The organism is Salimicrobium salexigens (assembly GCF_900156705.1).
Lineage (GTDB): Bacteria > Bacillota > Bacilli > Bacillales > Halobacillaceae > Salimicrobium > Salimicrobium album.
Genome location: NZ_FTOK01000004.1, coordinates 217132 through 243748 on the forward strand (window position 1 = coordinate 217132; position 26617 = coordinate 243748).

31 protein-coding genes are annotated in these 26617 nt (G+C 46.2%); 16 read left to right on the forward strand and 15 right to left on the reverse strand.

The genetic code is table 11. From position 1 onward, the window contains the following. The first annotated feature begins 285 nt into the window (after window positions 1–285). The gene (locus tag BW931_RS06715) at window positions 286–633 is read left to right on the forward strand and encodes a hypothetical protein (RefSeq protein WP_076571011.1); all 348 of its coding nucleotides are present in this window, start codon (window positions 286–288) and stop codon (window positions 631–633) included. A gap of 375 nt (window positions 634–1008) precedes the next feature. Further along, window positions 1009–2328 carry an Ltp family lipoprotein gene (locus BW931_RS06720; protein ID WP_076571014.1) on the forward strand — a complete coding sequence of 440 codons (1320 nt, stop codon included), beginning with the start codon at window positions 1009–1011 and terminating at the stop codon, window positions 2326–2328. Window positions 2329–2417: 89 nt separating this feature from the next. Here the strand turns inward: BW931_RS06720 and BW931_RS06725 are convergent, their stop codons facing one another. Next, a complete protein-coding gene (locus BW931_RS06725; RefSeq protein ID WP_008587309.1) occupies window positions 2418–2831 on the reverse strand; it encodes a cupin domain-containing protein in 414 nt (137 codons plus the stop codon). 164 nt (window positions 2832–2995) lie between these two features. Beyond that, window positions 2996–4168 carry an iron-containing alcohol dehydrogenase gene (locus BW931_RS06730; protein WP_008587311.1) on the reverse strand — a complete coding sequence of 391 codons (1173 nt, stop codon included), beginning with the start codon at window positions 4166–4168 and terminating at the stop codon, window positions 2996–2998. Between the two features lie 291 nt (window positions 4169–4459). Between BW931_RS06730 and BW931_RS06735 the strand changes: the two genes are divergently transcribed. Together BW931_RS06735 and BW931_RS06740 are read left to right on the forward strand one after the other, a co-directional pair. After that, on the forward strand, window positions 4460–6244 hold the full coding sequence (locus tag BW931_RS06735) for a DUF2339 domain-containing protein (RefSeq protein WP_076571016.1): 1785 nt from the start codon (window positions 4460–4462) through the stop codon (window positions 6242–6244). A 218-nt stretch (window positions 6245–6462) separates the two neighbouring features. After that, the gene (locus tag BW931_RS06740) at window positions 6463–6744 is read left to right on the forward strand and encodes a hypothetical protein (RefSeq protein WP_008587316.1); all 282 of its coding nucleotides are present in this window, start codon (window positions 6463–6465) and stop codon (window positions 6742–6744) included. A gap of 120 nt (window positions 6745–6864) precedes the next feature. On the opposite strand, the gene BW931_RS06745 is transcribed toward BW931_RS06740, so the two are convergent. The 4 genes from BW931_RS06745 to BW931_RS06760 all read right to left on the reverse strand — a co-directional run bounded on the left by BW931_RS06745 (window position 6865) and on the right by BW931_RS06760 (window position 10686). Beyond that, window positions 6865–7530: an ABC transporter ATP-binding protein gene (locus tag BW931_RS06745; RefSeq protein ID WP_076571018.1), complete on the reverse strand. Its 666-nt coding sequence runs from the start codon at window positions 7528–7530 to the stop codon at window positions 6865–6867. Window positions 7531–7532: 2 nt separating this feature from the next. After that, the gene (locus BW931_RS06750) at window positions 7533–8528 is read right to left on the reverse strand and encodes an ABC transporter permease (protein ID WP_327288345.1); all 996 of its coding nucleotides are present in this window, start codon (window positions 8526–8528) and stop codon (window positions 7533–7535) included. A gap of 113 nt (window positions 8529–8641) precedes the next feature. Then, a complete protein-coding gene (locus BW931_RS06755) occupies window positions 8642–9967 on the reverse strand; it encodes a sensor histidine kinase (protein ID WP_234972596.1) in 1326 nt (441 codons plus the stop codon). 44 nt (window positions 9968–10011) lie between these two features. Continuing rightward, window positions 10012–10686 carry a response regulator transcription factor gene (locus BW931_RS06760; protein ID WP_076571027.1) on the reverse strand — a complete coding sequence of 225 codons (675 nt, stop codon included), beginning with the start codon at window positions 10684–10686 and terminating at the stop codon, window positions 10012–10014. A gap of 228 nt (window positions 10687–10914) precedes the next feature. Here BW931_RS06760 and rpsN point away from each other — a divergent pair, with 228 nt between their 5' ends. Continuing rightward, window positions 10915–11184, forward strand: a complete 270-nt coding sequence (gene rpsN / locus BW931_RS06765; RefSeq protein ID WP_008587328.1) for a 30S ribosomal protein S14 — start codon at window positions 10915–10917, stop codon at window positions 11182–11184. Window positions 11185–11282: 98 nt separating this feature from the next. On the opposite strand, the gene BW931_RS06770 is transcribed toward rpsN, so the two are convergent. Then, a complete protein-coding gene (locus tag BW931_RS06770) occupies window positions 11283–12038 on the reverse strand; it encodes an SDR family NAD(P)-dependent oxidoreductase (RefSeq protein ID WP_076571029.1) in 756 nt (251 codons plus the stop codon). Window positions 12039–12169: 131 nt separating this feature from the next. Beyond that, complete coding sequence (locus tag BW931_RS06775; protein WP_008587330.1) at window positions 12170–13156, reverse strand: NAD(P)/FAD-dependent oxidoreductase; 987 nt, start codon at window positions 13154–13156, stop codon at window positions 12170–12172. A 228-nt stretch (window positions 13157–13384) separates the two neighbouring features. Here BW931_RS06775 and BW931_RS06780 point away from each other — a divergent pair, with 228 nt between their 5' ends. After that, window positions 13385–14605, forward strand: coding sequence for an NAD(P)/FAD-dependent oxidoreductase (locus BW931_RS06780; protein WP_008587331.1), 1221 nt, complete (start codon window positions 13385–13387; stop codon window positions 14603–14605). A 124-nt stretch (window positions 14606–14729) separates the two neighbouring features. Further along, window positions 14730–15047, forward strand: a complete 318-nt coding sequence (locus BW931_RS06785; protein ID WP_076571031.1) for a YuiB family protein — start codon at window positions 14730–14732, stop codon at window positions 15045–15047. A gap of 72 nt (window positions 15048–15119) precedes the next feature. Here the strand turns inward: BW931_RS06785 and BW931_RS06790 are convergent, their stop codons facing one another. From BW931_RS06790 to BW931_RS06800, 3 genes are all read right to left on the reverse strand, one after another. Further along, window positions 15120–15596 carry a divergent PAP2 family protein gene (locus tag BW931_RS06790; protein WP_076571033.1) on the reverse strand — a complete coding sequence of 159 codons (477 nt, stop codon included), beginning with the start codon at window positions 15594–15596 and terminating at the stop codon, window positions 15120–15122. 93 nt (window positions 15597–15689) lie between these two features. After that, window positions 15690–16400, reverse strand: a complete 711-nt coding sequence (gene deoD / locus BW931_RS06795) for a purine-nucleoside phosphorylase (protein ID WP_076571036.1) — start codon at window positions 16398–16400, stop codon at window positions 15690–15692. Window positions 16401–16508: 108 nt separating this feature from the next. Beyond that, on the reverse strand, window positions 16509–16889 hold the full coding sequence (locus tag BW931_RS06800; protein ID WP_076571038.1) for a kinase-associated lipoprotein KapB: 381 nt from the start codon (window positions 16887–16889) through the stop codon (window positions 16509–16511). Between the two features lie 152 nt (window positions 16890–17041). On the opposite strand from BW931_RS06800, the gene BW931_RS06805 reads away from it, so the two are divergent. After that, window positions 17042–17182: a hypothetical protein gene (locus tag BW931_RS06805; RefSeq protein ID WP_234972598.1), complete on the forward strand. Its 141-nt coding sequence runs from the start codon at window positions 17042–17044 to the stop codon at window positions 17180–17182. Window positions 17183–17234: 52 nt separating this feature from the next. Here BW931_RS06805 and BW931_RS06810 read toward each other — a convergent pair whose 3' ends face one another. Then, window positions 17235–18410 carry a MalY/PatB family protein gene (locus BW931_RS06810; RefSeq protein ID WP_008587342.1) on the reverse strand — a complete coding sequence of 392 codons (1176 nt, stop codon included), beginning with the start codon at window positions 18408–18410 and terminating at the stop codon, window positions 17235–17237. Window positions 18411–18733: 323 nt separating this feature from the next. On the opposite strand from BW931_RS06810, the gene yugI reads away from it, so the two are divergent. From yugI to BW931_RS06845, 6 genes are all read left to right on the forward strand, one after another. Further along, complete coding sequence (gene yugI / locus BW931_RS06815; RefSeq protein ID WP_008587344.1) at window positions 18734–19120, forward strand: S1 domain-containing post-transcriptional regulator GSP13; 387 nt, start codon at window positions 18734–18736, stop codon at window positions 19118–19120. Between the two features lie 105 nt (window positions 19121–19225). After that, window positions 19226–20392, forward strand: coding sequence for an iron-containing alcohol dehydrogenase (locus BW931_RS06820; RefSeq protein ID WP_076571041.1), 1167 nt, complete (start codon window positions 19226–19228; stop codon window positions 20390–20392). Between the two features lie 83 nt (window positions 20393–20475). After that, on the forward strand, window positions 20476–21012 hold the full coding sequence (locus tag BW931_RS06825) for a hypothetical protein (RefSeq protein ID WP_076571044.1): 537 nt from the start codon (window positions 20476–20478) through the stop codon (window positions 21010–21012). A gap of 488 nt (window positions 21013–21500) precedes the next feature. Then, the gene (locus tag BW931_RS06835) at window positions 21501–21803 is read left to right on the forward strand and encodes a hypothetical protein (RefSeq protein WP_076571049.1); all 303 of its coding nucleotides are present in this window, start codon (window positions 21501–21503) and stop codon (window positions 21801–21803) included. Window positions 21804–21805: 2 nt separating this feature from the next. Then, window positions 21806–22000, forward strand: coding sequence for a helix-turn-helix transcriptional regulator (locus tag BW931_RS06840; RefSeq protein WP_076571052.1), 195 nt, complete (start codon window positions 21806–21808; stop codon window positions 21998–22000). An 89-nt stretch (window positions 22001–22089) separates the two neighbouring features. Then, on the forward strand, window positions 22090–23430 hold the full coding sequence (locus tag BW931_RS06845; RefSeq protein ID WP_076571054.1) for a glucose-6-phosphate isomerase: 1341 nt from the start codon (window positions 22090–22092) through the stop codon (window positions 23428–23430). A gap of 210 nt (window positions 23431–23640) precedes the next feature. Here the strand turns inward: BW931_RS06845 and trxA are convergent, their stop codons facing one another. Next, a complete protein-coding gene (gene trxA, locus BW931_RS06850; protein ID WP_008587357.1) occupies window positions 23641–23952 on the reverse strand; it encodes a thioredoxin in 312 nt (103 codons plus the stop codon). Between the two features lie 115 nt (window positions 23953–24067). On the opposite strand from trxA, the gene BW931_RS06855 reads away from it, so the two are divergent. Both BW931_RS06855 and BW931_RS06860 read left to right on the forward strand, forming a co-directional pair. Continuing rightward, complete coding sequence (locus BW931_RS06855; RefSeq protein WP_076571056.1) at window positions 24068–24622, forward strand: CGNR zinc finger domain-containing protein; 555 nt, start codon at window positions 24068–24070, stop codon at window positions 24620–24622. 59 nt (window positions 24623–24681) lie between these two features. Continuing rightward, window positions 24682–25743: a M20/M25/M40 family metallo-hydrolase gene (locus BW931_RS06860; protein ID WP_076571058.1), complete on the forward strand. Its 1062-nt coding sequence runs from the start codon at window positions 24682–24684 to the stop codon at window positions 25741–25743. A 68-nt stretch (window positions 25744–25811) separates the two neighbouring features. Here BW931_RS06860 and BW931_RS06865 read toward each other — a convergent pair whose 3' ends face one another. Next, window positions 25812–26174: a TraR/DksA C4-type zinc finger protein gene (locus BW931_RS06865; RefSeq protein ID WP_008587364.1), complete on the reverse strand. Its 363-nt coding sequence runs from the start codon at window positions 26172–26174 to the stop codon at window positions 25812–25814. 21 nt (window positions 26175–26195) lie between these two features. Further along, window positions 26196–26582 carry a PaaI family thioesterase gene (locus BW931_RS06870; RefSeq protein WP_008587365.1) on the reverse strand — a complete coding sequence of 129 codons (387 nt, stop codon included), beginning with the start codon at window positions 26580–26582 and terminating at the stop codon, window positions 26196–26198. Between the last annotated feature and the right edge of the window lie 35 nt (window positions 26583–26617).

Below are 26617 nucleotides of genomic sequence, written 5' to 3' on the forward strand. Positions count from 1 at the left end.
ATGTGATAAGGTGCATGCATCGATGAAACCTAACTAGTACGATGCCTCTAGATGCTATTGTCAACCGGGAGATTCAACAGTTTGCCGGTTATTTTACTTTCAGGAAGGGTGATTCAGCATGAAAAAAGTATTATTTGCTTTTGTAGTCTTACTTACTTTATGTATCGTAAGTGCATGTTCAGAATCTGAAAGCTCTACTAAAAAAATGAAATTAGTAAAAATGATGAATTCTCAATTGAAAATATTTCTGCAAGTTCTCTTTCTTCAGGGGAAAAATATTTTTTTGTGATACCAATAAAATGGTCTGGAAATAAAACAGCAAAAATAGCTTCTGTAGAAATGATTAACCGTGAAGAATCTGTCCATTCTGACGATGGGATTAATTATAATTTTTATGGGGGGAAAGCGGATAAGAAAACAGGAGTATACGAAAGAGATGATATAGGGGAAAAAGAAGAAATAGAAGGTTTTGAGATTGATGATAAAGCCTCCCCAATTTTAGAAACTTCTTTAAAAAACCATGTTGAAACGAATAAGAATAGAAAAATTCAAATTACTTATGACGTAAATGGACAAGAAAGAGACCAGATTATTTCATCATCTACCTTTGAAAATTTAAGCACGGAAAAATAATAAGCGTGATAACCTGACGTACAATAACAGAGCTAAGCATATAAAAAAGTAATTTAAGATAGAAATTGAAATGAAAGCATTTAGATCTATATTTCGTAAGACTTTTTAGCTTTTATATTAATTTTTAAGTGTAGCAATTAAAAAAGTAAGCGTTAACAAATTATTGCTTACCTTATAAAAACATTGGGGAATTTCACCTAATTTAACGATTATCATGGTAAAGTTTAAGGAAAGAAGGCATTGGTCAGTAGACCTTATTGCTCCTCAGAACGTACAGATTATAAATCTGATCAGTACAGATGAGCGCCCTGGAAAAACTCTGCAAAGGTTAGCGCCAGTCCGTGGAAAATGAATCTAAAAACGGGGGGGATTACAATGGCACGAAATAAAACAAAAAAACCTGTCTACAAACGATTCTGGTTCTGGACAATTTTGATTTTAGCCATGTTAGTCATAGGGAACTTTGGGGACGAAGGGAGCACCGAACAGACGGAAAGCACCTCAAACAGCGAACAGGCGGCCAGTGAAGAAAGTGAAAGTAAAGAAGAAGTGGAAGCCAGTACGAAAGAGAAGGGTGAAAAGGAAAGTACTGAAAAGGGAAGCGAGAAAGCCTCAAAGGAAAAGAAAGAAGAAAATAATACAATAACCACTTCTCAGAAAAATGCGGTGCAGGAGGCCGAGGATTACTTAGAGTTTTCTGCCTTTTCCAGAGAAGGTCTCCTTAACCAACTGTCTTCTGAAGCAGGAAGCGGCTATCCACTGGAAGATGCTGAATATGCGGTGGATCAGTTAGACGTGGATTGGAACGAGCAGGCGGTGAAAAGCGCGGAAAATTATATGGAGGTCAGCGCCTTTTCTGAACAGGAGTTGAAACAGCAGCTCACTTCGGATGCCGGCGAAGGTTTTACCGAGGAGCAGGCGCAATATGCCATCGATCAGATCGATTTCAGTAAAGAGGAGACAGTCAGCGAAGAATCCTCTGAAGAGTCTTCCGCAGATAGTAGTGAATCGGAAAGTGATATGACTACTTCCCAAAAGAACGCCCTTCAGGAAGCGGAGAGTTATTTGGAATACACAGCTTTTTCCAAACTGGGCCTTATCGATCAGCTGTCCTCCGACTATGGTAGTGGCTATCCCCGGGAAGACGCTGAGTTTGCAGTGAATCAATTGGATGTAAACTGGAACGAGCAGGCAGTGAAAAGTGCAGAGAGTTATTTAGAGTACAGCTCATTTTCAGAAAGCGGGCTGAAACAACAGCTCACTTCGGACGCCGGGGAAAAATTCACGGAAAAACAGGCCCAATATGCGGTCGAACAGATGAATTTCGGAGGAAACGAAAGTTCTTCGGATGAGTCCTCTGATGAGGACGGAAGTTCGGATGGTTCTATGACGAAATCTAAGCAGAATGCAGTGGCACAAGCAGAGAGCTATCTGGAATTCAGTGCTTTTTCCAAAAAAGGTCTGGTCCAACAGTTATCTTCGGATGCGGGAAGCGGGTATCCGCGGGAAGACGCTGAGTTCGCGGTGAATCAATTGGATGTAAACTGGAACGAGCAGGCGGTGAAAAGTGCGGAAAGCTATCTGGATACGATGTCCTTCTCGAGAGATGGTCTGATCCAACAGCTATCGTCGGATGCAGGAAGCGGATTTACCAGAGAACAAGCGGAATACGCAGCCGATCAGGTGGGGCTGTAGCTGCGGAGATAGGTGGAGAATTGAAACAGGAGAATATGAATAAAAAATGCTTTCCATTGTTGATATGGAAAGCATTTTTAAGGTTGAGATTAATGGTCGTGATCTTCCATTCCTTCGGCTCTCGTCTTGTGTACGGTCCCGTGGTCGTGTTCCGGAGGCGCATAAATAGAGTAGATTTTGAGCGGCTTGTCGCCTTTGTTCGTTATGTTGTGCCATTTTCCTGCCGGAACGAGTACTACATCATCGTCGCCTACTTTCTTTTCGAAATCCAGGTTGTTCTCACTGTCTCCCATCTGTGCAAGACCTTCTCCTTCTTCCACCCGGAGAAACTGGTCCAGTTCGTGATGGACTTCAAGACCGATATCTTCTCCCACATCGATACTCATCAAAGTGACCTGAAGATTCTTTCCGGTCCATAAAGCTGTACGATAGTTCGTGTTCTCTCTAGTGGCTTCTTCAATGTTCGTTACAAATGGGGCCGAACCGTAATCTTTCAATTCCATCGTCTATCCCTCCTGAAGTAGTAATATGATCTTCTTACTCTGTACCTGTTTCTGTCTGAAATTAAACGTTGTACGCCGGACTTAACAAGCTTTGCATTTATTACCAAAAAAACAGAGTTCCAAGGGGTTTCCCTGGAAACTCTGTTATAAAACCGTGCTGAAACTTATGCTTTTACGAGAGCTTCTTTGCCGTAGTAAGAAGCTTTGAATAGTTCTTTCATCTGTTCGAAAGATGTTTCGCGCGGGTTGGTGCCTGTGCATGGATCTTCGAGAGCGTTCTCGGCCATCGTGTCCAGGTGCTTGTTGAAGTCTTCTTCGGGTACACCGAAGTCCTGAAGAGTCGTTGCAAGACCGAGGTCTTTGTTGAGCTGATAGATGTATTCTACAAGAGAATCGGTCAGTTCAGCATCACTGTTCCCTTTCAGGTTAAGACGGCGGGCAACTTCGGCGAAACGATCTTCCACTACTTCACGGTTGAACTGGATGACGTAAGGAAGATAGATCGCGTTAGCATAGCCGTGCGGAATGCCGAATGTCGGACCACTTTTGTGGGCCAGGCTGTGCACGTTACCGAGTACGGCGTTCGCAAAAGCCATTCCTGCCATCGCCTGAATGGTGTGCATCTGTTTTGCAGCTTCCTGATCCCCTTTGTAGGAAGCGAGCAGGTTATCTTTAATCACTTCAGCTCCCCCGAGGGAAAGGATATCTGTATACAGCGTGCGTGGTTTCGCTACGTACGCTTCAATCGTATGGGTGAAGGCGTCCATGCCTGTATAAGCAGCGATATGCTTAGGAAGTTCCTCAACCATGACAGGGTCGATGATAGCGACATCCGGTGTCAGTTCAAAGTCTGCCAGCGGATATTTCACGTTCGTCGTTTCATCGGCGACGACGGACAGGTTGGATACTTCGGAACCACTTCCGCTTGTCGTCGGAATGCCGGCGAATTTCGCTTTCTGGCGAAGACGCGGCAGTTCGAACGGTTTTACAGCATCTTCAAAAGAGAGATCCGGATATTCGTGGAAAAGCCAGATCGCTTTGGCGGAGTCCATCGCAGATCCGCCGCCGATACCGATAATCCAGTCCGGCTGGAACTGATCAAAGTCTTTTGCACCTTTTTTCACCGCTTCGAATGTCGGTTCTGTATCGTAGCCTTCAAATACTTCTGTTTCTATATTCGCAGCTGCCAGGTGTTCCTGGATCTTCGTAAGGTTTCCGTTTTGTTTTACGGAACCGCCGCCGATGACCAGTGCGGCTTTCTTCCCTTCAAAGGATTCCAGTACTTCCAGTGCGTTCTCTTCAAAATAAATATCGCGCGGAATCGTAAAACGACTCATAAATAATAGCCTCCTTCAGTTGGCTTCGTTGATTAGTCTCTTCCTGATGACAGTTGCCGTATTAATGAAACGGCAACGCTTGAGCAGTGTTCCCTCTCTGAACTTCATTAAACAAAAAAATTCTATTTATGGTGATTTAAGGGAACGATTACTGTCGCTTGGGGAGTGTTCCCCGTGTTCACTACATTAAACACAAATATTATAAAAGGTTTACCGGGATTTTAGACGAATGATATATGTAGAAGGTAAATTCAGGAGTTCACGCATAAGCAGAAGGAGGGGAAACCGGGGATGAATAAAAATGAATCGGACCGTCGTCTGGAGGAGCGTCTGGATAAGCTGGAAAGAGAAATGGAAGAAATAAAATCTATGCTTAAAGACAGAGAACCGGAAGAGAAAAAGGGGATAAAACAACCGTTTTTTTCTCAACCGGAAAAGCATGATTCCTACTCGTCCGAAGAAACGGAAAAAGGTTTGGGGGAAACGAAGCCTGCAAAGAGAGACTGGGAAGCATGGATCGGGCAGGTGTGGCTGCCGCGTGTGTTCATCGTTGTCCTGCTGATCGGTGTGGTATGGGCCTTCCAGTCTGCCGTCGAGAACAACTGGATTACGGAACCGGTCCGGGTACTTATCGGCTTTGTATCTTCCGTAGTACTCGCCATTACCGGGGTGTACCAGACGAAGAAAGAGCGGAGAGGACTCGGGGTAAGTCTGATCGGTGGCGGAGCAGGTATATGGATATTTTCCACCTTTGCAGGTACCGTTCTGTACGGGCTGGTTCAAACGCCGATCGCTTTTGTTCTGTACGTTTTCGGTATTTTTACGGGATTATACCTGTCACATATATACAAATCCCAGGCTCTCGCCGTCTTTTTGACTATAGCCGGTTTTTTCGTGCCATTTCTCGTTGGAGGAGAAGAGGGGAACTTTTTCGTATTCTTTTTTTATGAAATGCTGCTCGTTGTGACGCTCGGTTTATATGCATGGAAATGGAGGTATATGGTTCTGTTGTACGCGGGAACGCTGCTTCCTTCCGTTACGTTTTTCGTTTATGTGATAGCATCTGCGCTGGCAGATTCACAAGTGAACAGTATCGGCCCTATTGATCAGTATGAGATATTCGCCTACACCGTCGTAGCGATACACATAGGCCTTTCCGCACTCCTGTTCTATTCGGATGCTCTATCCAGGGCGAAGGGGGTGCTTCTGTCTCTTACGTTTATAGCTGCACTGATCTGGCTGTTTGTAACTCCTCTTTCTCCTGCTTCTATATATGAATACGGGTGGGTGACTCTGATTGTTTCCGTACTCGACGCTTTTCTAGTCACAGGCGCTCTTCTTTACGGAGGGATTGCTTACCGGATCCGAAACAACCGGGGGATGCTTTTTCATTTATATACACTGTTCGCAGTGGTGCTTGGTACGTTCGAGATATTCCGTATTTTCGATTACGAAGGGTACGCGATTCTATACCTTGTGGAAGCGATCGCTCTTTACCGTCTCGGCTTCGGCATCAACAGCCGGGTGCAAACCGTTCTAGCATCCATCTTCTTTATCATCGGTGCCTCCTTAACACTCAGCAATCTCGAGTATATTGAATCCGCAGTGGACGTACCGGTATTTGAAGGGATCACCGCAGCCATCGTAGCAGGGCTCGCTTATTTGCTGTTCCGTTCCTATACGGGTAATAAAGTGATGACGGGTATCGTCCGGCGTACGTGCATTTACGTATTTGCTGGAGCAGGGCTAGGTTTTGCACTTCTTACCTTGACGCAGGTGGCCTTCCAGATTGGAGAGGAGAACTTTTATGACTACCGGGACATAGCGGTATCAATAAGCTGGATCCTATTCGCAGTGGCCGTGCTGACAGCAGGGCTTCTGAGAGATAAGAGACCGCTCCGCGTTTTCGCGATGGTGTGGATTTTCATTACGCTCGGAAAAGCCTTCTTAGTCGATATTTCCTATATTGATGCTATCGTACGCGGTCTGTTGTTTATAGGGCTTGGTGTTGTGGGAGTGCTGGTATCAAGGTTTTTCTATCGTTCGAATAAACAAAATAGCAGCAAAAAACGTTGAAATAAGTTAGACAGATGAGTTATTAGTAAATCAAGATTCTTTAAGAATATAACTGACCTTGTCGCTGTTTTTGTCAGTAAAGAGGTGGGAGTGGCTCATTTCTCCTTTATACAGTGATCGTCGTTTCAAGAATGAGTCAACCTGTCTAAATTTATTTTACTTTTATGTGTTCGCCCTTCTTTGTTAAATGTAATCAAACTCATAAAGGTGGTTTTAGGTTGAATAAAAAGTTAACTTTTTATAGTTATGGTTCTTTTATTAGTAGTCTCTTTACCATGCCCTTTTTTTATTTACTTATATACGATTTTATCCCGGTGAATTTCCGTTTAGGTATTGTAGTAGTTGGTGTCATGATTTTGGCTACGTTCGTATTAGGTATAATGGCTTGTTTTAAAGATGGAGAAAAAAATTATTTAGCGGTTATTTCATTTATTATAGGAGCAGTAAATTTATTCGTTTTTGGTACTGGGTTATTGATGTCTCAAATGGCGTCCGCTTAATTCAAAAAAATGCCGGTGGTTTACTAAACTACACCCCGATTAGCGGGACACTTATAACAAGTGTCCCGCTAATCGGGTATATAGTTCAAGTTGAGCTCTAGTACCTGGACTGTTCTTATATCACACTAATATCTTCCCGTCTTCCATATGAACGACCCGGTCTGCGTAAGAAAGCATCTCCGTTTCGTGGGTGACGAGGAGGGTGGCCATGCCAAGCTCTTTCGTCATGTCTTCGAGGAGCTGCATCACTTCTTCCGATTTTTTTGAATCGAGACTTGCCGTCGGTTCGTCGGCGAACAGAACGGAAGGGCGGTGGATAACGGAGCGGGCGATGGCGGCACGCTGTTTTTCTCCTCCGGACAGGGAAGAAGGGTAGGCCTTCCTGCGATGAGAAAGCCCTACCTTACTCAGAATAGCTGTTACTTCTTCTTCCTCTTTCTTTTTCCCGGCCACCTCAAGCATCATGAAGAGTTGTTCCTCCACGGTAAGGAAAGGGACTAAATGGGACGACTGGAAAATGAATCCGAATTCCTCTGCCCGCACTTTACGTAACTTTTCCTCCTTCACATCAGCCAGGTTTTTTCCTTTAAAACTGATTTCACCCTCGGAAGTTTCCTGCAGACCTGCGGCTATGGTGAGCAGCGTACTTTTCCCTGAACCGGAAGCCCCGGTCAGAGCGGTAATCTCTCCCGGGCGCAGGCAGAGGTTCACCCCTTTCAGAACTTCTTCTTCGACTTCTCCGTTTTTGAATGTTTTTCTGATATTCTTTAAATTAAATGTTTCCATAGTTACCCCTCTCCCTGCTGGATCGCTTCCAGCGGTTTAATTTGACGAATGCGCAATCCGGAAAATGTGGAACCGACGAAACCGACGACGAGAAATACGGCTGCAAGAGCCAGGGTCGTCGAAATCGGGAGATCATAAGGCATCGCTTCCGGCAGGAGGACTCCTGCGGTCTGACCTGCGAGGCCGGAGAGCAGTACAGCCAGGCTTGTAATCGTCAGCATCTGGACCCACATCATATAAAACAGGCGTCTCGTACGAACACCGATCGCTTTTAGAATACCGAACATGCCCGTTTTCTGTACGTTCATCATGTAGAAAAAGATCGCAAACAGCATGCCGCTGATCAGGACGAGGAACCAGAGAATCATCGACAGAGTCATCTGTTCCGCCTGATAGCTCGGGATAGAGGACAGGAATTCGCTCTTCGAAAACGTCTCCAGTCCGCTTATATCTTTTGCATTCTCTGTATAAAGAACCTGGAAATCTTCGATACGGAACATGGAAGAAAACTCTTCCTGATTTACGAAAGCGGCCGGGGAGTGGCTGAATCGTTCATTATCCGCGAACCCGGTCACTTCCAGTTCTTCGCCCGTCTGTGGGTGTGTGAGCGTATCACCCACAGAGACCCCTTCTTCTTTAACAGACGAATCGAGTACAACCTCTCCTTTATCGGGCTGCGGGAATGGGGAGGCCGAGGTGGAAGTGAAAAAAGCGAGCGAGTACTTACGTTCCGATTTCTCCAGCCCTCCCATCTGCACGGAAAAAGCGTAATTGTTCTGACCGGTGGCACTCTGTACAGTGGCTTCATCCAGATTGGAACGGGTGTAGGAACCTTCTGCATCCTCCGTTAAATGAAAATTCCCTTCGGGCAGATTCCGGATGGACGCCATATTGTCCTCCGAAAGACCGTTCGCGAGTCCGGATAATAGAAAAGTCAGCAGGCTGATCAGGAAAACTACGGCTCCTATGATAAGAAACCTCGTTTTATTTTTTTTCATTTCTTTTAATGCCATATTCATCTATTCTTCAACCCTTTCTGTATAATAAAAACCTTTCGTTCCTTCTACTGACTATGGTAAATCAGCAAGGTGAACGAAAGGTTAACGGGGTGTTACAGATGAGGAAGAGTAATTGTGAATACCGTACCTTCTCCAGGAATGCTCGAGACGCTCGCCGTTCCTCCGTGAATTTCGGTGACTTCTTTGACTATGGAAAGGCCGAGTCCGGTGCCGTCTGTCGTGCGTGACCGTGCTTCATCCGCCCGGTAGAAGCGGTCGAACGCACGGCTTATTTCCGCTTCACTCATCCCTATCCCTTCATCCCGGACGGATACCGTGATTTCTTTATCCATATTCTGTAATGACACGTGGATGGAAGAATCGGGTTTTGAGTATTTGATGGCGTTGGTAATGAGATTGTCCCATACCGCCTGGAGAAGTTCCGCATTCCCGTTGTATGTCACTTCATCAAAAGAGTACGTCAACGCCAGTCCTTCCGAGCTGATTCTCCAGTGGTAGCGCCGGAGAGTCTCTTCCAGCTGACGTTTGATATCGAAACTTTGCCGTTCGATAAGCTTTCCGCTGTCTTCGATGGAGGAAAGAAGGAGGAGCTGCCTCGATAATGTAGACAGTCGCTCTGTTTCATCCTGAATAATATTGATATATTGCGTTTTCTCCTCTTCGGATAATTTGGGGTTTTCCAGCAGGTGACTGTACCCGCGTATGTTCAGCAGGGGCGTCTGAATATCGTGGCTGACGTTTGAGACGAAGTTACGCCGGAGCCGATCGACTTCCCCGAGCCGATCGATCATGGAAGAGAAGTTTCGTGCGAGCGTTCCGATTTCATCTTTCCGGTGAATGTCCGGATGCACAGTGAAGTCCCCTTTTTTAATGACGTCGGTCGTCCGGGAAAGCTTGCGGATCGGGTGGACGAGAATCCCGGAGAAAAGAAGCATCGCCAGAAGACTCAAAATGATGATGACAGCTGTCATCTGACCGAAGAGAGTGTGAACTTCGTTAAAAAGAAGTTTAATATCCGGACGCAGGAACAGTGCATGAGGCTCACCTTCTATCGTTACAGGCACCCCGACAGAGTTCCGAAGTTCGTTCGCGAAAAATCCGGTTACGAAAATTCCTCCCGAAAAATCCCTCATGCCGTGATACGTTTTTCCATCGATGACGCGCTGGACGTCTTCTTCCGGAAGATCTTTTCCATCAAAAGGATTTCCGAAAAAACTGGACTTCTCCGGTCCCTTCAGAAACAGCTGATAACCGGTAGCGGCCGTAGTGGACAGGTAGGCCTCCGGATTGTCGGCCGACTCGGCGTAAGAAGCTATCTGTTTTGCGATTTGCATGTTCTTTCTGTCGGTTTCAGGCTTCAGGTTGTTCTGATAGTAAGCATTCGCCAGAAGAAAACCGATGAGAAAACTGGCGCTCATAATGATTAGAGTGTACAGTAGAAATTTTGTATATAGGGATCTCACTACCCGTTCACCTCAAGCCTGTACCCGACGCCGCGTACCGTCTGTATGGTAACACTGTGGGTAAGCGGTGCGAGACGCTCTCTTAATCTTTTTATGTGGACGTTAAGCGTACGCTCATCTCCCTCGAATTCAAGACCCCACACCTGTTCAATCAGATGGTCTCTGCTGAGCACACGGTTGGGAGTGGAGGCGAGGAGAGCGAGAAGGTCGAATTCCTTCAGCGGAAGCATGAGGTGACTGGTACCGATCCGGACGTCGTAATTATTCCGGTCGATGACGAGTTCTCCCGCAGCTAACGACTGGACATTCGGCTTGTCGTATCTTCTGAGAACGGCTTCGATCCGGAATAGCAGTTCTTTCGGTTCAAACGGCTTCACGATGTAATCGTCCGTCCCGGCCCGGTATCCCTGTTCTTTGTCGTGCAATTCGCCTTTAGCCGTGAGAAGTATGACGGGAAGTCCGTAATCTTCCGTGACTATTTTCGTTAAGGCGTATCCGTCCGTTCCGGGCATCATGACATCGACGACAGCCAGATCGATACCTGACTTATCCAGCACGGATACAGCTTCGTCTGCATTGGAAGCTCTGTATGTCTCGTATCCTGATGATTCAAGTGTCCGGGAGACGAGTTTTCTGATATAGGGGTCATCATCTGTAATCAATATGGAAGTCATGCTTTTCATCCTTTCCTGTGTATTCCTTCTTTTAGGATAACAAAAGAAGGTGAACGGAAGGTGAACAAAAGTCTTAGTACAAGGAGGACAGGCGCTGAATTTGAATAAATTCCAGGCAGATGATATATTTAAAAAGCAACTTAAATAGTAATGATTACGATTTAGGTTGCGTTGTTTACTACTATTTAATTAAATATAAAGTTATATTTACAGGGAGGTTCATATAGAATGGCTAAAAAGTCGAAGGTCGCGAAAGAAAAAAAGCGTCAGCGGATGGTCATGCAGTACGCCGACTTGCGTAAAGAACTGAAAGAAAAAGGGGATTACGAAGCACTTCGGAAGCTTCCGCGCGATTCATCTCCGACCCGTCTCACCGGCAGATGTGAAGTGACGGGACGTCCGCGCGGTTATATGAGGAAATTCAAAATGTCGAGGATCGCTTTCAGGGATTATGCGCACAAAGGACAGATTCCGGGCGTAAGCAAAGCCAGCTGGTAAAACTTTGTGATATTTCTTTAAAATAAAAGCCGCAACAACCAACCGGATTCGGCGTTGTTGCGGCTTTTTAGTTTTGTGTCTTTATAAGTGATGACGGTTTACCTCAGCTTGGTGGAACCTCCGTCGAGCATGAGCGTCTGTCCCGTCATGTAGTTGGAGTCATCCGATGCGAGGAAGACGGCCGCTTTTCCGATATCTTCTTCCGGATCACCGAAGCGCTGCATCGGAATGTTTCCGAGCACTTTTTTATAGTATTCAGGATTGTTTGCTGCCCACTCCTGGACACCTTCGGAATTGGCTATAGGGGAGATGAGGTTGACATTTATTCCGAATTGCCCGAGCTCATTCGCAGCTACGCGCGTCATGCCGCGGATCGCTTCTTTTGCAGCGGCGTAAGATAATTGATTGGCGTCTCCATTGATTCCTGCGCCCGAGGCGAAGTTGATGATCGACCCTTCCGTTTTCTTCAAATGAGGGATGGCTGCCTGCATAAGATAGAAGGTAGGGTAGAATCCTGTATTGAAAGACAGATCCATATCTTCTTTCGTCGTTTCAAGGAAAGAAGCCATTTTTGATGCGTGCGCATTGTTCACAAGGACATCCAGACCTCCGAATGTTTCCACCGTTTTATCGACGATGGAAGACAAGGCGGCATGGTCGGTCAGATCTGCGTGGATGAACAGACTGTCCGCACCACTGTTCTTCAGATGTTCTGCGGCTTTCTGGCCGGTTTCTTCATTAACGTCAACGAGTACGACGTTCGCTTTCTCTTTGGCGAATGCTTTGGCGATACCGAAACCGATACCTCCGGCTCCGCCTGTGATGATAGCTGTTTTTCCGTTAAGTTTACTCATGTGAAATTCCTCCTTTTACAGTTATATTTTATCACTGGAGACAGTCTTGGGAAACGAAAGCACTTTTATGGAAAAGGCCCACTACATAAAAAAGCCTGCTCATTGAGTTCAATGAACAGGCTGGGGCGGACTCAGCCGAACATACTTGTGGAATGTTTCGGCTGTACCCGGGCGCTCGGGTCGATGAAATTCTTGGCGTTGTTGACGGCTGTCGGCCCTTCGCCGAAGCCTGAAGCGATCAGTTTCACTTTCCCGGGATACGTACAGATATCTCCGGCAGCGTAGATGCCTTCAATGTTTGTTTCCATCTTCTGATTGACGACGATACTATTCTTGTCGATATCCAGTTCCCATTCCTTGATAGGACCGAGAGAGCTGATGAATCCGTAGTTGACGATAAGATCGTCGATGTTGATGGATTCTTCTTTCTCACCCTTCACTTCTTTCAGTACGACCTGGTCGATCGTTTCGTCTCCGACGAGCTTTTCGGGAGTGAAGGGGGTGAGCGTGCGGACGCTTGAATTCTCCAGCTGTTCTACGCTGTGCTCGTGAGCCCGGAAGTTGGCTCTGCGGTGTACGAGTGTCACTTCATTGGCAATCGGCTCCAGCATGAGAGACCAGTCTACAGCTGAATCGCCACCGCCGCAGATCATGACGTTGTGATCGCGGAAACGTTCCATATTATTGACGTGGTAGTGAAGGTTCGTCTCCTCGAAGCGCTCCGTATCCTTGATTTTCAGTTTGCGGGGTTCAAAAGCTCCGTTCCCTGCCGTGATGATAATCGTCTTCGTGTAATGGACATCTTTGTTCGTTGTAAGTTTGAAAGATCCGTCTTCCCGACGCTCGACCGTCTGCACCGCTTCTTCCAGTGTAACGTCAGGATCGAACGCCATCGCCTGTTCGGTGAGGCTGTCCACGAGTTCCTGTGCTCTTACTTTCGGGAATCCGGCGACATCGTAGATGAATTTCTCCGGATAAAGGGCGGTAAGCTGACCGCCGAGATGGGGCAGGCTTTCGATTATGTTGACGGATGCCTGGCGCATACCTCCGTAAAAAGCAGTAAACAGGCCGACAGGTCCACCACCGATGATTGTAATATCATGAACTTTTTCACTCATATAGGGAACCTCCTGTATATACAAAAAATCTCTTGTTTATAGTTTAGCACAATTATTACAATAGATAATTATAGAAAGATTCGCAAGCAAAAGGTTGAAAAACAAAACAAAAAAAGCTAAGATGATAGCTGAGACATTTATGAAAGCGTTACTTTCGCAGTAATCTTTCGACTTTTTCGCCTAACTGTGTGAAATTTGTCACAAATATATAAAATGGATGTGATTGGAATGAACAGACCAAATATTGTTATTTTGGGCGCTGGTTACGGTGGCATGATGACTGCCTCCAAGCTTCAGAAGAAAGTCAGTGCCGACAGTGCAAACATGACCCTCGTCAATATGCACAGCTACCATTATCAATCTACGTGGCTGCATGAAAACGCAGCCGGGACGCTGCATCATGATCGTACGAGAATGGAAGTGGACAATGTTATCGACACGAACAAGATCAACTTCGTGCAGGATACTGTAACAGGTATCGATCCCGATAACAAAAAGGTGAGCCTTCTGAACGGGGAAATCTCCTATGATTATCTCGTAATCGGTCTCGGATTTGAGGCTGCGACGTTCGGAATCAAGGGACTTCTTGAAAACGCCTTTACCATCTCAAGTATCAATAAAGCCCGTCTGATTCGTCAACATATCGAATATAACTTTGCGAAATACAATAATGAAAAAGATAAGAAACAGGAACGTTTGAACCTCGTTGTAGGCGGGGCAGGGTTTACGGGCATCGAGTTCGTAGGTGAACTTGCCAACCGTGTTCCGGAACTGTGTAAAGAGTATGACGTACCGCGTGAAAACGTACGTATCATCAACGTCGAAGCTGCTCCGACAGCACTTCCCGGTTTCGATCCGGAGCTCGTAGAGTACGCAATGAACTCCCTTGAAGCTCGCGGCGTAGAGTTCAAGCTCGGCGCGATGATTAAAGAAGTTACAGCGGACAAGCTTGTTTACGAACAGGGTGATGAAATCGAAGAGATCCCTACCAACACAGTCGTATGGGCTGCCGGTGTTCGCGGAAACAGCCTTGTGGAAGAAGCCGGATTCGAATCGAACCGCGGCCGTACGCCGGTACGTGAAGACCTTCGTCCGAACGGTTACGATGATGTGTTCATCGTCGGGGACTGTGCTCTCATCATGAACGAAGAGACAGAACGCCCGTATCCACCGACAGCACAGATTGCTATTCAGGAAGCGGAACATACAGCCGGGAACCTGAAACGTATCGTGGAAGGTAACCACAACCTGGAACCGTTCGAGCCGAACATTCAGGGTACGGTAGCTTCCCTCGGTAATAAAGACGCAATCGGTGTCATTTTCGATGATAAGAAGATTTTTGGGTGGACAGCCACTGCCATGAAGAAAATCATCGATAACCGCTACTTGTGGAAAGTCGGCGGAGCCGCACTCGTTCTTAAAAAAGGGAAACTCAACTTCTTTAAATAAAAAAGAGGAACAAAGGTCCGGGAACGGGCCTTTGTTTTTTTAAGTGACGGACCGGGCGCTTGCGCTTTTCTGACAGGAATACTACAATATAGCTTGTATCGGAGTGAGAGTAGGGGGAAGAGTATTGGATATTGTACAGTTTGCGGTTTCCATATTATTATTTTTCGTGTTGTTTTTCGGTATATCATTTTTATTGAACATGGTATTGCGGATGTCATGGTTCATGCTTTTCGTTTTTCCGCTGATCGTACTTCTGATTGTGGATGATTTTCCTTTAAACCGTTATTTCCGGGAACCTGTAGGCGCCCTCAGTGATGTATGGTCCTCGATTCTCGCTTTAAGCGTTTTTGATATCATCATCTTACTGAGCGGGTTCCTCGGCACCCTTGCAGCAGGAATCGTCATCCGTCTGTTACGTAAAAACGGTTATCAAATGTTTTAAGCATCTGAATGCTATTCGGATGCTTATTTTAATGAAAAATTATAAAAAAAGGAAGGCCCGGCGCCTTCCTCCTTAAAATATAAGATAATGGACAAAAAACGTGAGGAAAACTCCGAACACTCCCCCTACGAACACTTCCACAGGCTGATGCCCGAGCATTTCCTTGATTTCTTCGCGTTTTTCGAATCCTTCTTTCGTTCCCCAGCCTCTCGCCTGTTCGACGAATCGCTGGAAATCGTTAAGAAGAATGTTGAGCATAATCGCCTGCTCTCCGGACTGCCTGCGAACACCGGTGGAATCGAACATCACGATAATGGCGAAGACGGTGGCTACGGAAAAGATGGCGGAGTCGAAACCCTGCTCGATTCCGACACCGGTCGCAAGTGCGGTGACGGCAGCGGAGTGACTGGACGGCATGCCGCCCGTGGAGAAGGCGAGTTTGCCGTCGATTTTTCGTGAAGCTATAAATGAAATCGGAATTTTGATACCCTGAGCGAGAAAAATAGCGAGAATTGCCGCCCAGAGAGGGAAGTTCTGGAGGATATCCATAGCGATCTTCAGCCTTTCTGCATGAAACCTTTATTATGTATTGCATATTATACGTTAAAGTAAAAGCCTCCCGCAATGAGGAGGCTTGTCTGATTAATCCTGGATTACAGCGTCGAGTGCGATTTCCATCATGTCGGTGAAAGTGGTCTGACGTTCTTCGGAAGTCGTCTCTTCTCCGGTAAGGATGTGATCACTTACGGTGAGGACGGTGAGTGCCTGACGATTGTATTTTGCCGCCAGCGTATAAAGGGCACTCGTTTCCATTTCGATGGCCAGCACGTTATAGTCAGCGAGTTTCTGGTTGAACTCTTTTGCGTTGTCGCGGTAGAACTGATCACTCGTAAACACATTTCCGACGTGAAGGTTAAGATCCTTTTTCACTCCGGCATCGTAGGCGTTTTTGAGAAGGGTGAAGTCGGCGCTCGGGGCGAAATCGACTTCTCCGAAAGTGGCACGGTTCATGCTTGAATCGGTAGAGGACGTATTCGCAAGGATGACATCGCGGACATTCACATCTTCCTGGATAGCTCCGCAGGAACCGACTCTTACAAGCTTCTGCACATCATAAGCATCCATGAGTTCGTTCACATAGATGGAAATGGACGGAACCCCCATCCCTGTTCCCTGAACGGAGACTCTCTCTCCTTTATACGTACCGGTATAGCCGTACATCCCGCGTACTTCGTTGTAACATACTGCATCTTCAAGGAAATTCTCCGCAATAAACTTGGCACGGAGCGGGTCTCCCGGAAGAAGTACTTTATCGGCGATATCACCTTTATTAGCTCCAATATGTGTTGTCATTATAGCTCCTCCTTTGACCGTCTTTCTTATCTAAATTATCATAACGGTTTCATTAAGACAAATGCCCGGTTTGACAGGGGTGGACTTCTTCCCGTTTCTAAAGTGCTTTTACTTGAAGTACTGCTTTTCTAGATCCTGAAGACGGGTCAGCGCTTTCTGATTGAACTCTGTATCCCGTCGCTCCAGTTTCTCTTTGTATTTTTGTACGGAATCTTCCAGGGATTTCATGTAATCAGGGATTTCATCGTCGTAAGGATGAACTGCCTGTTTGTCGACGTTAGCTTTTTCATGGTGGGCCAGGGCTTTTCGCTGATGGAAAAACACATCTTCGGTCTGGCCCGGATTGTGCAGGTCGCCCTGGGCCGGGTGTGTGTGTACGCCAAGGACCTCGACAAGAAATTTGGAACCGCGGTCTTCTTTGACTTTTCCTATGTACGTCCCTGTTTTATAAAACGCTTTTACCGTATCATCGATTTTTGCTTCATCCATAATTTGGACACCTCCTATGACATTTCTATGAGAATAATAACATATTTACTGCTGAACCCGACCGTTCTTTGTTACAATGAACGCAGGGAGCGTGGTACGACACTATGGATTTTCTATATTTTCCACAGGATAAAACAGAATACATTCCGTCAATGATTATGCTGGTATTGTTCATGGTGGCTGCAATTGTAACTGTCTATATTTTCGTGAAAGCTTCGAAACGGGAAGAAGACCACGTGCCGGAGCATCTGAAGGACGATCCTCATTATTATGAGCGGGAAGAAAATAAATAGAAAAAGCGCGTGACCCCTTGAGGTTCAACCACCCCGGGGTTCACGCGTTTTTTTACGCTTTCGAGTTTACGGCTTTAATGATTCTGTCTACGCCTTCTTCTACGGTCTGACGCGGAGCAGCGATATTCATGCGCATGAATCCTTCACCTTCTTTGCCGAAAGAAGCTCCATCGTTGAGACCGACTTTCGCCTCTTCATTCATGAATTTTTTCAGTTCGTCGGGATCGAGACCGAGCTTCCGGCAGTCGAGCCACAGCAGATATGTGCCTTCCGGCTCGATCACTGTAATGGTATCCGTCTCTGTATGGAAGCGGTCGCGTGCGTATTCTGAGTTTTCAGTAAGGGTTTTCTGAAGATTTTCAAGCCATTCCTCTCCATGTTGGTAGGCAGCTTCAAGAGCGGTGAGACCGAGAGTATTCAACATGTTGACTCCCTGACTCTGGAACTGGCGATTCAGTCTTTCGCGTTTCTTCTCATCCTTCGTCACGACATAAGATGCCTGCAGACCGGCCAGGTTGAAAGTTTTGGTCGGGGAGTAGCAGGTGACGGTGACATCATCGATTTCATCGCTTAGTGAGGCGATAGACGTATGGGTGTTGTCGCCAAGCAGCAGGTCGGAGTGGATCTCATCCGATAGAATGGTAACGTTATGTTTCACACATATGTCGGCCATCTGTTTCAATTCTGATTCCGTCCATACGCGTCCCACCGGGTTATGAGGGCTGCATAGAATGAACAGCGGAACATTGTTGTCTTTGATTTTCTGTTCGAAATCCTCAAAATCGATGGTGTAACGGCTCCCGTCGAAGTTCAGCTCATTTTCGACAATGTGCCGTCCATGTGTTTTTACAACGTTGTAAAACGGAGGGTACACAGGAGTCTGGATCAGTATATCGTCGCCGACTTCGGACAGTGCCTGCACGAGCATATGTAGGCTAGGAACTACGCCAGGGCTGTAAGTGATCCAGTCTTTATCGATGTCGTATTTGTAATGGTTTTTCACCCAGTTCTGGATTGTCTGTTTTACTTCTTCATCCGGGAGAGTGTAGCCGAAAATTCCGTGGGCTACTCTGTCTTGCAACGCAGTCGTTACCGCATCCGGGACCTGGAAGTCCATATCTGCGACCCACATTGGGAGAATCTCTTTATTCTCGAACAGACTCTCAGCAAAGTCCCACTTCACGGAACGCGTACCCTTTCTATCAATCACTTCATCAAAATTGGCCATATTCCTCACCTCATTCATTAATGTATACATACATCTTAACGGAAAACGCAGGGGTTTGTTAACTAAAGGGGAACGTTTATGGAGAAAAATAAGGAAAGGCACGTTCCTCAGAAGTAAAAAAAAGCAAAGCGGTATAATACCGCTTTGCTTACACAGGGGGAATACGAGAAAGTCTTACACTATATAATATAGCCGGGAGACACGGAGATTAAACATATTTTCGGTAAAAATTTCAGGAAAGTTATTTTTGAATAATAACAACTCTTGTGCTATAATAACTAATTGTGTAAAGAAACGAATAAATAAATCAGGAGTTGTATAGTATGGCAGAGAATTTTCAAGAAGGTCAAGTCGTAGAAGGTAAAGTAACCGGAATCCAACCGTATGGTGCGTTCGTTGCACTTGATGATAAGGTTCAGGGTCTCGTACACATTTCGGAAGTGACACACGGTTTCGTTAAAGATGTTAACGAACACCTTTCAGAAGGAGACGAAGTACAGGTTAAGATTTTGAATATTGATGAAGCGAAGAACAAATATTCACTTTCTATCCGTGCTACTCAGGAAGCTCCAAAGCGTGCTCCTAAACAGAACAATCGTCAACAGGCGTCTTCCGCTCCAAAAGAAGACCAGTCCGGTTTCAACACTTTGAAAGACAAGCTTGAAGACTGGATCAAACAATCCGACGATCGCGAAAAATATCGTAACTAAGTCCGGGGACCTCCCGGGCTTTTTTATTTGGTCAATCATATCTTTTGAGATGTGAACGAGATTTCTTCATACTTAACGGGAACGAAATAAGGAGGAATTTTCAGTATGAAATCATTTGTTTTTTACAATCCGACCAAACTGATCTTCGGTAAAGATCAGGTAAAAACACTCCCGGACCATTTGCCTGCAGGTACGAAAAACGTACTTCTCGTCTACGGCGGTGGCAGCATAAAGAAAAATGGTGTATACGATGACGTGATGGAGCAGCTGAATAATGAGGGGGCTGCCGTTACGGAACTGTCCGGGGTGGAACCGAACCCGAAACTGACAACGGTGCGTGAAGGCGTCGAGTTGTGCCGTGAACATGATATAGATTTTATTCTCGCTGTTGGCGGAGGCAGTGTCATTGATGCAGTCAAGACGATTGCCGCGGCTGCGAAATATAAAGGAGATGCCTGGGACCTCGTTACGAAAAAAGCGGCTCCAGTAGATGCTCTCCCGTTCGGCACCGTACTTACAATGGCGGCGACGGCCAGTGAAATGAATGCCGGATCGGTCATCACGAACTGGGAGACAAATGAAAAATACGGGTGGGGACATCCGCCTTATACGAATCCGAAATTTTCTATTCTCGATCCCCAAAACACCGTGACGGTTCCGAAAGATCAGACCGTCTACGGCATCGTTGATATGATGACTCACTTGATGGAACAGTATTTCCACGAGGAAACGCAGTCTCCTGTCCAGGATGAGATGATCGAAGGGGTCATGCGTGCTGTGAAGGATACCGCTCCGAAACTACTCGAAGACCTCTCGAGTTATGAGCACCGCGAGACGATTATGTATGCCGGAACACTTGCCCTTAACGGAATGATGCAGATGGGTTACAAAGGAGACTGGGCCTCCCACAACATTGAGCACGCCGTTTCGGCCGTTTATGATATTCCGCATGCCGGCGGTCTCGCTATCCTGTTCCCGAACTGGATGGAATACAATATCGACGTTCAGCCGAAGCGTTTCGCCCGTCTTGGTGAAAAAGTGTTCGGTATCGAAACGGAAGGCAAGACGGACAAAGAAGTCGGCCTTGAGGGCATCAAAGCCCTTAGAAAATTCTGGAGTTCTCTCGGCGCACCGGAAACGCTCGCCGATTACGACATTTCTGACGAGAAATTCGATACGATTGTGGACCGTGCTATGAAACGCGGACCATTCGGTAACTTCTCCGAACTTCAGGAAAACGACGTCTACCGCGTTCTCGAGCTTTCCAAATAAATAACAGGTAAGAAATGGGAGACTGAATCATGTGTGATTCAGTCTCTTTTTTCTATATAATTAGAGAGGAGGAGGGACGTAACGTGAACTTTATTGCGTGGGTGATTGTAGCGTGTGAAATTGCGTTTTGGATTTTCATCATTGCGGGCTTAGTTACAAGATATGTATTCAGTCAAAGAAAAGCGGGTCTTTTTCTGCTGGCGATGACTCCAATTGTGGATCTTGTTCTTATTGTATTCACCAGCATAGATATATACAGGGAAGCAGAAATAACTGTGGCTCATAGTATAGCGCCGATCTACCTGGCCATTTCTCTCGTCTACGGAAAATCTATGATTCAGTGGGCAGATGATCGCTTTTTGTATTACGTGAAACGTAGTGGTCCAAGGCCTGAGCGGAAAATTGGTATGGATTTCGCTAAACACAGTTTGAAAGGTTCGCTTCAACATATCCTGGCGTACATTATTGGTGGGGCACTTTTACTGATCATGATTTTCTACATCAGAGACAGCAGTAACACCGGGGTGCTGTGGAGAACGCTGCAGACATGGGGGATAGTAGTGCTGGTCGATAATGCAATTTCCATCAGTTACTTCATTTGGCCGCGAACGAGGCAATAGAGACAGAAATTTTCTCAAATTAAAATGCTGGAGGGGATAATGTACATATCACATAAGATTATTCCTGGCTTCAGGGTACGTTACATTTCACCAGCACACTCAAAACCGGACCCATCGGGTTCGGTTTTTTGTTTTTGTACCACTCGAATCCTGGTATCCTTCTTTTCAGAAGAGGTAAGAGAGGCCGAAGGGAAGGATTAGATGCTTTTCCTGCCGTTGGGGAGAGGAAAATAGTAGTGAAGGTCACGATTACGGAAGAAACGTTACCTTCAGTCCCATTGTCAAAGCGCGAAGGAAAGGAAAAATCGGAATTACCACACGACGATCGAATCCTGCTGCTTTTTCTATTAAAAAAAGAGACCACACTGGCTACAGAAGAAAATTCTGGCTCGAATACACTCATTTTTGTAAAAAGTATTTGACATGAAGAGCGACAATGCTACAATAAAAATGTCAAAAACATTTTACATTATAACGGGAGGTATTGGATGGACTGGGTCAAAATCGTATATGCGCTCGTTTTGCTTGCATGTGCTGTGTACATTTTGAGCGTAACTTTTTTCGACAAAGGGGACGAAAGGAAGAAATTCATCAATCGTAAGGCTCAATCGTATACGTTTGGAGTGATCTTCGGAACGCTGATTCTGGAAATTGGCAATGTGATTTTTCAGACAGTCCGTGGGAACCCCGCCAGTTACGGGGAAGGAATCTCACCGCTCATGTTCCTCACTATAATTATAGTCATTTATATGGGAACGCTGCTATTTTACAGAAATAAGTATGGGAATTAACTATGGAAAATCAGATCAAAGAACTCAGAAAAACGGCGAAACTGTCGCAGGAGGAACTGGCCAGGGCCTGTAAAGTTTCCAGACAGACGATAAATGCAATCGAGAACAATAAATATGATCCCACCCTGCAGCTGGCATTTGATATTGCCTCTATACTGGACTCCACTGTGGATGACCTGTTCGTCCCGAGAACGTAGGCGGTCTTCCCCCGTGTTTACTTGATTTACATTTGGTGATTCTGTAAAGTTAATGAATGAAAATACAACAAGGATCGGGAGGAGTTTGGATGACGCACGTACGTTTTGATTATGATAAAGCACTGAAGTTTATGAACGAACATGAGGTAGGCTATATGCAGGATGCTGTTTCTCTCGCCCATCGTGCCCTGCACGAAGGAACCGGGGCCGGGAGTGATTTTCTCGGGTGGCTGGACCTGCCTGAAAACTATGATCAGGAGGAATTCGGGCGTATCGAGAAATCGGCGGAGAAGATTAAAGGCGATTCGGACGTGTTGCTCGTTATCGGTATCGGAGGATCTTACCTCGGAGCGCGGGCTGCGATTGAAATGCTGCAGCACAGTTTCTTCAATGAGCTCGAAGACCGCAGCGCACCTCAGGTATTTTTCGTAGGTAACAATATAAGTTCTTCCTACATTAACGATCTGCTTGAACTGATCAGGGATAAAGACGTATCCATCAACGTTATTTCGAAAAGTGGTACGACGACGGAACCGGCGATCGCCTTCCGTATTTTCCGTAAGTTCCTTGAAGAGAAATACGGCAAAGAAGAAGCGACGAAACGGATTTATGCCACCACTGATAAGAAAAAAGGTGCGCTCAAAACACTGGCGGATGAACAGGGATATGAAAGTTTCGTCGTTCCGGATGATGTCGGAGGACGGTACTCCGTTCTGACAGCAGTAGGCCTGCTGCCGATTGCCGCTTCCGGTATTCCGATACAGGAAATAATGAAAGGCGCCCGCAAAGCTCAGCATGAACTTTCCGGTTCTTCGCTTGAGGATAACCCGGCGTATCAGTATGCAGCGGTTCGCAATATTTTCTATAATAAAGGTAAATCGATTGAAATGCTCGTGAACTATGAACCGGGACTGCAGTACTTCTCCGAATGGTGGAAGCAGTTGTTCGGAGAAAGTGAAGGAAAGGACCAGAAGGGTATTTTCCCTGCATCGGCAAACTTCTCGACAGATCTTCACTCTCTCGGTCAGTTCATACAGGATGGCCGCAAAGATCTGTTCGAAACGGTCCTTCATGTGGAAAAACCGAAGTCCGATTATACGCTCGAAGCGGAAGAGAATGATCTGGACGGGCTGAACTACCTCGCCGGTAAAACGATTTCCGAAGTGAACGAGAAAGCGTACCAGGGAACGATGCTTGCGCATACGGACGGAGATGTTCCGAACCTGATCGTCCACGTGCCTGAAATGGACGCCTACACGTTCGGTTATCTTGTATACTTCTTTGAGAAAGCCTGTGCCATCAGCGGGTATATCCTCGGAGTGAATCCGTTCGATCAGCCGGGAGTGGAAGCGTATAAGAAGAATATGTTTGCCCTCCTCGGCAAACCCGGCTTTGAAAAAGAGAAAGAAGAACTGGAGAAACGGCTGTAAAAATAGCATGGCACTTATGAAACCGGGCCCCTGGGGTCCGGTTTTTGTGTTTGTTTATTGTTTTCGTGCCCTTCAGAAGGCAAGGGAGGGACTGAAGGTAAGGCAAAACCACTTTTCCTGCCGTTGGGGAGAGAAAAACGGCGCCGACGGTAACGATTACAACAAAAAAACTCCCCGCTTCTTCCTGCGGGGAGTCTTCACATTCGTCTATTACACGTGTTTTTGTGCTGTAGCCATGATTTCTTCTTTCGGTTGGAAACCGACGGCCTGGTCTACAACTTCCCCGTCTTTAAGGAAAAGAAGGGTAGGAATGCTCATCACGCTGTGTTTCTGAGCAGTTTCCGGATTTTCATCAACGTTCAATTGTACGACGCTGATCTGATTATCCTCTTCATCGATCTCCTCAAGTACAGGAGCAATCATTTTGCAGGGACCGCACCACGGAGCTCCGAATTCAGCTACGACGAGACCTTCTTTCGTCTCTTCGGTGAATGTGGAATCTGTAACATCTTTAACAGCCATGATATCTCTCCTTCGTGCTATTATTTCTAACCGTTAAAATCAAACTAAATGGTTAGAATTACACTTTAAAATATGATAGGATAAAAGTCAACCATTCAATTTAAGGAGAATGTATATGACTGTGATAACGGAAACAGGATATTCTTATATCAGTGATCATCTTTTCGTGAACTTCCTGAATACGATCAATGGGGCAAACAGCCAGGTGACGGACCTTCTCATGCAGGAATCCGGGACCGATAAGTGGCTGGAGTTGATGTACAGCCGGGAACTGCTCAATTCTGAACAATTCAGGAAGCTGAAGGAAGAAACTTTTGATGATGGTGCGATCCGCGATTTCCGTAACAGGGGCAGGGAGTATGTGTTGGAAGGGAAACATACGGAATTCATCTCGTCTCTGACCGGGAACGTGAAGCAGGCACCTCTCTACTTTGATAAGCATTTAAATCCGGTTCCAGGTTGCGGTGGCAGCCGTGGACTTCTATCCCTCCTCTCTTATAAAATGCTCGAAGCATACCAGGGCAACATTTTTTCCAAAATAAAAAAATGTTATTCCCCGGCCTGTTATGCATTATTCGTAGATTACAGCGGGAGAAGGAAATGGTGCTCCATGGAAATATGCGGCAACCGTACAAAAGCGCGAAAGCACTATGCAAAGAAAAAGGAATAATCCGAAGTACAGAGAATTCATAGTACAGAACGGAAATACAGAATAAAGGGGACGATGATATGAGTGAAAAAAATACGGACTTTCTTATGGAGCTGCTGAACACAGCCTCTCCTTCAAGCTATGAAATGCCGATTCAGAAAAAATGGATGGAGGCGATGAAACCTTACGCGGATGAAATCCGCACGGATCATGCGGGTAACGTGATCGCCGTCAAGAACCCGGAAGCCGAAATGAAAGTGATGCTTGCCGGTCACTGTGATGAAATAGCGCTTGTAGTGAACAGAATCGATGAGGACGGATACGTATATATCGATAAAATGGGCGGCGTGAACCCGAAAGCGGCCATAGGAATGAAAGTGGATATCCTGGGTACATACGGCCGTCTCCCAGGCGTGATCGGAGTCAACGCTCAGCATCACGGTGGCATCAAGGGAGATTTTGACCTGAGCGATCTGTTCATTGACTGCGGGGCGAAATCAAGAGAGGAAGTCACTGAATATGTACAGATCGGGGACCTTGCCGTTTATAGACGGACACCGGAAGTGATGATGGATAGATACGTTACCGGACGGGGACTTGATAACAGAACCGGCCAGTATATCGTGGGGGAAGTGTTGCGGAGACTCCATCAGACGAATATCAATGTGGGAGTATATGCAGCCAGCACCGTAAATGAAGAAACGAATATGGGAGGAGCTTATTTCGCTGCAGCCGGAGTGGAACCTTCTATGGCTATCGCCTGCGACGTCACGTTCGCTACCGATTACCCGGGAGTAGATAAAAAAACACACGGGGACGTGGAGCTTGAGAAAGGCCCGGTGCTCGCCAAAGGAGCACCGATCAACCGGAATATTAATCAATTGCTTGAAAAAGCTGCCGGAGAGAAGGATATTTCTCTTCAATATGAACTTACGTCACGAGCTACCGGTACAGATGCCGATCGGATGAGGTTGACCGGGAAAGGCGTGCCTGTAAGTCTCGTTTCCCTTCCGCTAAGATATATGCACTCGCCGGTCGAAACGGCCAGTCTTGAAGATATAGAGGAGTGCATTGAGCTTCTCGTGACCTTCATCAGTAATTTGAGCGGCGAGGAGAGCCTTAACCCGCTGGACTTAGTATGAATTCAGATGATTTTCATTAAAACAAAGACGAGACCCGAATGCAGGGTCTCGTCTTTGTTTCGTATGAATCATTCTTCTTCATCCACGCGGATACGGGCAGTAGGCATCGCTTCGAGTCGTTCCACCGGAATGTCTTTGCCGGAAATTTCGCTTTTTCCATACGTACCTTTTTCAATCTTCTCAAGACCGTCCACTGCAGCCAGGTAACGCTCGCGTGCTGTGTCAAAAAGCGTCTGCTCTTTGGACTGTTCGTGCATTTCCGTACCGGAGTCGGCCGGATGGTCCTGGATAGACGAGATATCACCGGTGTTGTCTTTCGAATATTCTCCGTTTTCATATCCGTCGTGGTGACGTTCCATTTCTTCTTCCGCTTCTTCTTTGATTTCGGTAAGGCGCTGTTTGAAGTGTTGCAGTTGTTCTTCGGATAGCATAAAATAATCCTCCTTATAGATTCACGCAGGAACGACACCGAGAGTGCAGCGGGATACGGACAGGTTATTACCGTCTTCGTCGGTGATCTCCACCGACCACACCATGGTACGACCGCCCCGGTGCACCGGTACTGCCTTTGCATATACCGTTCCGTCACGTTTACTTCTGATGTGGTTAGCGTTGATTTCGATGCCGAATACCTGCTGCTGTTCAGGGTCGATGTTCAGAAATCCTCCGATACTTGCTGCCGATTCCGCCAGCGCAACGTTGGCGCCGCCGTGAAGAAAACCCATCGGCTGATGAGTCCGTTTATCCACAGGCATCGACATCTTCACCTGTTCCTTATCCGCTTCTATCAGTTCTATTCCAAGCGTTTCCATTAAAGTGTTTTTCAACATTTCTTTCATGACACTCATTCCTTTCCAGTTTTCCCGTAATTTTT